The organism is Cellvibrio chitinivorans, from assembly GCF_035117775.1.
Lineage (GTDB): Bacteria > Pseudomonadota > Gammaproteobacteria > Pseudomonadales > Cellvibrionaceae > Cellvibrio > Cellvibrio chitinivorans.
Genome location: NZ_JAYKKN010000018.1, coordinates 1 through 5,325, shown reverse-complemented (window position 1 = coordinate 5,325; position 5,325 = coordinate 1). Strand labels below are relative to the sequence as shown.

At 40.1% G+C, this 5,325-nt stretch carries 6 protein-coding genes; all 6 read right to left on the bottom strand.

Annotated features, from left to right (window positions below):
* Positions 1-1,094: 1,094 nt before the first annotated feature.
* Positions 1,095-1,466 carry a hypothetical protein gene (locus SPL68_RS18320; RefSeq protein ID WP_323816619.1) on the bottom strand — a complete coding sequence of 124 codons (372 nt, stop codon included), beginning with the start codon at positions 1,464-1,466 and terminating at the stop codon, positions 1,095-1,097.
* A 135-nt stretch (positions 1,467-1,601) separates the two neighbouring features.
* Positions 1,602-1,961: a hypothetical protein gene (locus SPL68_RS18315; RefSeq protein ID WP_323816618.1), complete on the bottom strand. Its 360-nt coding sequence runs from the start codon at positions 1,959-1,961 to the stop codon at positions 1,602-1,604.
* Between the two features lie 143 nt (positions 1,962-2,104).
* The gene (locus SPL68_RS18310; protein WP_323816617.1) at positions 2,105-2,485 is read right to left on the bottom strand and encodes a hypothetical protein; all 381 of its coding nucleotides are present in this window, start codon (positions 2,483-2,485) and stop codon (positions 2,105-2,107) included.
* A gap of 572 nt (positions 2,486-3,057) precedes the next feature.
* Positions 3,058-3,501: a hypothetical protein gene (locus SPL68_RS18305; protein WP_323816616.1), complete on the bottom strand. Its 444-nt coding sequence runs from the start codon at positions 3,499-3,501 to the stop codon at positions 3,058-3,060.
* Between the two features lie 1,128 nt (positions 3,502-4,629).
* Positions 4,630-5,082 carry a hypothetical protein gene (locus SPL68_RS18300; protein WP_323816615.1) on the bottom strand — a complete coding sequence of 151 codons (453 nt, stop codon included), beginning with the start codon at positions 5,080-5,082 and terminating at the stop codon, positions 4,630-4,632.
* 53 nt (positions 5,083-5,135) lie between these two features.
* The coding region (locus SPL68_RS18295; RefSeq protein WP_323816614.1) for an IS3 family transposase at positions 5,136-5,325 on the bottom strand (190 nt) is incomplete at its 5' end.

The window sequence follows — 5,325 nt, the reverse complement described above, 5'->3', positions numbered from 1 at the left end:
CTGCGCGTTTAACGGCTTCGCGACGAAACTCTTCGGTATAAGCCTGTGTTTTTTTACGTGCCATAGTGAGCACCTCCATATAGGATTTTCAACTATACAGGGTGTCTACAATTGGTGGGTAACTCGGTTACCTAACGCCGCGTACAACGGCAGTTTGTAAGTTGTGGTTTTGTGGAATACTTTTGCGCAGCAAAACCACAAAACTGCGACTTACAAACTGTCCAGCCACGCAGTGGCGTGTTGCTACGCTTTGTTATAGCGCGATTTAAAAAACCAAAACAATGTGCTCTTTCAGAACCCCCAAAAAAAGCTGGTTCAAACTTATTAAGCTGATTCTACCGAGATTTAACTTAGTGGCAATGGGAAAGAAGTTACAAGAATAGAACTCCAATTTCACTAACCAAGTAATTCCCAATTTCCGCAAACCCAACATTTTCAAACTGGCTTACTTTCTTACTAGCACAAGGAATAACGCTACCGAAATTTGAAGTTGCCGCGCTGCTCAAAAGTAACTGCTTGCGAAAACCTTTCTACTTGCTCGATCAAAAATAACGAGCACCTATAACGCCGCGTACAACGGCAGTTTGTAAGTCGTGGCTTTGTGGATAATCTTTTGCGCAGCAAAACCACAAAGCCGCGACTTACAAACTGTCCAGCGCACGAAGTGCGCGTGTTGATACGCCTTGTTATGCAATACAACATTAATTCGATGCTATACGACAAACCGTTCTATTTTTTGCGCCAAACAAAAACGGCACTCTCTTTCCGCCATTATTTACTTGGGCCTTACTTTCACAAAGCGAGACTTGCCAGTAAAGATTAAGTTTCAGTTCTGCTGCAAACCAATTTTAAAACACGTTTTCACAAAACCAACAAGCGACACCGACAACAAAGAGCCAAACAAGCAACGGCGAATATTTTTACCAACATTGGAACACTGCTTGTAATGCCCTCAATTTGCATAACGCCGCGGTAAACGGCAGAATTTAAGTTGCGGTTTTGTGGAATACTTTTGCGCAGCAAAACCACAAAACTGCGACTTAAATTCTGTCCAGTGGAGCGAAGCGGAACGATGTTTGACCGCTTTGTTAGCATTAAACCTCACAACCTGGATTGAGTACACTTGTTACATAGTAATTAGCCAGCTTTCCATTCTTGTAAATTTTTTTTATTTCCAAAGACTTGATACACTCTTCAGATAATCTGCTTTCTTCAAGTATGTATTGTTTGAGTGTATATAGATTTTCATGCTCCATGCAATTGTACTTGGTGTTATTGCAAAATAACTCAACTTCACCGTACGCGCCTCCATACTCATGGCAAAACCTATAATTAGGATTAGTTTCACATTCCGGTTTCGCCTTAATCAAAAAGGAATCAGCACTTGGGATAGATTTAAATAATTTATTTTGAGCGAAAGCAAGCGGAGAAAAGATGCATATTCCAATAATAATTAGGTTTTTCATATGGCTCCTTGCTAACGCCGCGTACAACGGCAGTTTGTAAGTCGTGGTTTTGTGGGTTACTTTTGCGCAGCAAAACCACAAATCCGCGACTTACAAACTGTCCAGCGCACGAAGTGCGCGGGTTGCTACGCTTTGTTATGTGCGCTTTGGATATGCGCCGTTCTCCAATATAAATTCCCAGCTCAAAGATTCATTTTTTGGAATATTTTCAGCCATAGAAATGGGATTTTTATTTCTAGTTTGATTTGAAACAAAAATTTCCATTTCCTTAAATTCCATGTCCGAAATCTCCTCCGCACCAGAATGAACGCCGATTTCAGGGTAGGAATTCTCAGAGCAATGGGATGTTACTTTAACTATGTCAAATTCGAAGCTCGGATTTGGAAATTCCATAGCTAGTTGGCTCCTGATAGAGTCTAAACATATAAGCATAATTTCCATCGGAACGTCATCAGATTCAAACTCTGAAAACAGGATTCCATAGCCTCTGCTCATTTATACATCCCATATTCACATAACGCCGCGTACAACGGCAGTTTGTAAGTCGTAGCTTTGTGGGTTACTTTTGCGCAGCAAAACCACAAAACTGCGACTTACAAACTGTCCAGCGCACGAAGTGCGCGGGTTGCTACGCTTTGTTAGGCATTTGTAATTTCTTTAGCAATTACAAAACCATAAAACCCAATTGCTGATGTTATTTCCCAAGCTTTAAATTCGTTATTTTTTAGATACGAGACATAACTGGCCATGTCTGACTTCCAATGCCTAACCCCGAACATTCGGCTCCACTCAGTTATTTGAGTTGAGTGTTTAGATAAAAGTGCCTCTATAGAAAGTTCTTCTATGCCAGTGATTATAGAACCGGTTGTATTAATAATGTGATGAAGAGCCACACCTTCAAATTTTATATGGCTTTTGTCTATGTCCTCGCCGGGATATGCATAAGCCAAATTGAAACTAATGGACTCCCCAAAATCGGACACTTCGTAGCTTTCAAGGTGATAGTCGTGATACTTCATATGTGCCTAACGCCTAGTACAGCGGCAATTTGTAAGTTGATTTTTTGTGGAGTACTTTTGCGTAGCAAAACCACAAAAAGGCGACTTACAAATTGTCCAGCGCCGAAGGCGCGTGCTGTTACGACTGGTTACACAAACGTATTTCCAAATTGAACCGAACCACAAAAGCCAACCAAAATATCAGAAAGCGACAAGGTGCGATTAAGATTCCGCTTGCACAACGGTTATTTTTACCGCGTTATTCATAGCGATAAACTCGCCAGAAAATAACACGCAGTGGTTATTTTTAAAATGCCTCAAATGGCGAAAAACAAGCCGCCAATACATTCAACCAAAAAGAGATTCTATTTTGCCAGGAACTACTATGCCCCGGAAAACCACCAAACTGATAAATTTCCGCCAGCACGAATTACCAATAAAAAATAAATCTACTGTGTAACGTTGAGCGCAGGGGCGCGTTGTAAGTTGCGCATGTGCGATAAACTTCGCGCAGCGATTCGCTAAATGCGCGACTTACAATGCGTCCAGCAAACGAAGTTTGCGAGCCTGGCGCGATTTGTTAATAGTGATAATTAAAGCCAAAATATATTTAAAATTGGCTCGCCATAGCTCCATATTAAGGTGCCTATTACGCCATATAGCAATGCGCCTCGATGGAGCCACGTAACATGATTTTCGTATGCACTAACTTTTGCATATAGAGCTGGTTTAAACATCATGCTTGCCCTATATATAGCAGTTTCCATTTTTGGAATGCGAAACTCCACAACTAATGCGATTGCTCCAAGAAGGGCACCAGAGCGCTCAAACCAAGATGCCACAGCTATTTCATTTGGTCTTAAGCATGGAATAAGGTTAAGTGACAAAAAAATTAAGGCCACTACAACTAATAGCACAATACATATAAGAAATTGACGATTCAGATAAGCAACACAACCATAAAACTTTGCCATGAATTCTGGATTATCTTCACCACCCATAGATGGTTGCATTGATGGTTTTGGAATTTCAGCCATGCTTTATTCTCTTTGTTATTAACGCCGCGATAAACGGTGGTTTTTAAGTTGCACTTTTGCCGTAAAATGTAGCGAAGCGGAATGGCAAAAGTGCAACTTAAAAATCCATCCGTTTGATTGCTTTGTTACATTAATTAGAAAGAGTTTTTTGTGAATGAATAGTGATATAAAGCATATAGGGTCAGCATTGATATTACCCCGATATTTAAGGCTGTATTGATTGTTGACGCACTAGTGCTGGGTAGACTGTGATGCTGAAAACAATGAAAGTTATAAAATACAGAGAATAAGCCGTATATATAAAAGTATTTCACCCAAAACTGTTGATTAAATATTTTCTTATTATTTGAGTACCCAAAAACGCCAATTGAGCTTACAAAAACAAAAGCTACTGTGGCAATGTTGAATATGTAGTGAAACAGGTCCTGCTGAGCAGTAAGTACAATTTGCATGCCACCCAAGGAAAATATTAATAGAAAAGCTGCAAGTATGTTCCATGCCTTGTTATTTGGTTTGTTTTTATTTTCGCTGCCATTCATATGACTTAAGACTCAATTCCAAGAGAATGTAACGCCGCGTACAACGGCAGTTTGTAAGTTGTGGTTTTGTGGAATACTTTTGCGCAGCAAAACCACAAAACTGCGACTTACAAACTGTCCAGCCACGCAGTGGCGTGTTGCTACGCTTTGTTATAGCGCGATTTAAAAAACCAAAACAATGTGCTCTTTCAGAACCCCCAAAAAAAGCTGGTTCAAACTTATTAAGCTGATTCTACCGAGATTTAACTTAGTGGCAATGGGAAAGAAGTTACAAGAATAGAACTCCAATTTCACTAACCAAGTAATTCCCAATTTCCGCAAACCCAACATTTTCAAACTGGCTTACTTTCTTACTAGCACAAGGAATAACGCTACCGAAATTTGAAGTTGCCGCGCTGCTCAAAAGTAACTGCTTGCGAAAACCTTTCTACTTGCTCGATCAAAAATAACGAGCACCTATAACGCCAAGTTCAACGGCAGTTTGTAAGTTGCGAATTTGTGGGTAACTTTTGCGAAGCAAAACCACAAAGGCGCAACTTACAAACTGTCCAGCGCGAATGCGCGTGTTGCAACGCCTTGTTAGTTGCAGTTATTGTTCAATAAAATTAACTTGCTCTTGAATTAAAGCGTTTAATTCAGACAAGCTAATTTCGAATTCAACATATGACTTTGAAGTTACTTCAAGCATTACATCTTGAAAGCATGCTACGTAATGCTTATAACCTTCAAATAACTTTTCATTGTGCCTAGGGTGTACGCTATTAAGTTCAATTTGCTCACGTACCCAGTCAGAGTTTTCAACCTCGAAGAAGCCATAAAAGCCTAAACCATATTTGGTTAAAGGGTGACCGCCCCGCGCCTCGTCATTGGGACTTCCATATTTAACCAACCTGGAATTAAACTTTATACCAAAGACAGAGTTTTCACTTTTCTCTAAAAATAAATAGGTTGACCCTTGAGTTGCTAGTACAAAATTCTCATAAGAAAATTGATAGGTTCTATTTAAAGTGACTTCTTTCACTGAAGGCTTAGGCTTAAACACAATTCTAGATTCCTGTGAACAATGGTCTTACCCACAAAAAGTAGACACTCTAACTATGCAGCTAGCGCTGCCCTTCGTTCAAACTCAGCGGGCGCCACATAACCAATACTGGAATGTCGGCGCAAGCGATTATAGAACACCTCAATGTATTCAAAGATACTGGATTTAGCTTCATCAATCGAGTGAAACTGCTGGGTGTAAATCAACTCGACTTTCAAGCGACTAAAGAAGGACTCCATCGGT

Bases quoted from the DNA above. Each gene is read 5' to 3' on its own strand.
- SPL68_RS18320 (WP_323816619.1), bottom strand. From the start codon at position 1,466: ATGAAAAACCTAATTATTATTGGAATATGCATCTTTTCTCCGCTTGCT.
- SPL68_RS18315 (WP_323816618.1), bottom strand. From the start codon at position 1,961: ATGAGCAGAGGCTATGGAATCCTGTTTTCAGAGTTTGAATCTGATGAC.
- SPL68_RS18310 (WP_323816617.1), bottom strand. From the start codon at position 2,485: ATGAAGTATCACGACTATCACCTTGAAAGCTACGAAGTGTCCGATTTT.
- SPL68_RS18305 (WP_323816616.1), bottom strand. From the start codon at position 3,501: ATGGCTGAAATTCCAAAACCATCAATGCAACCATCTATGGGTGGTGAA.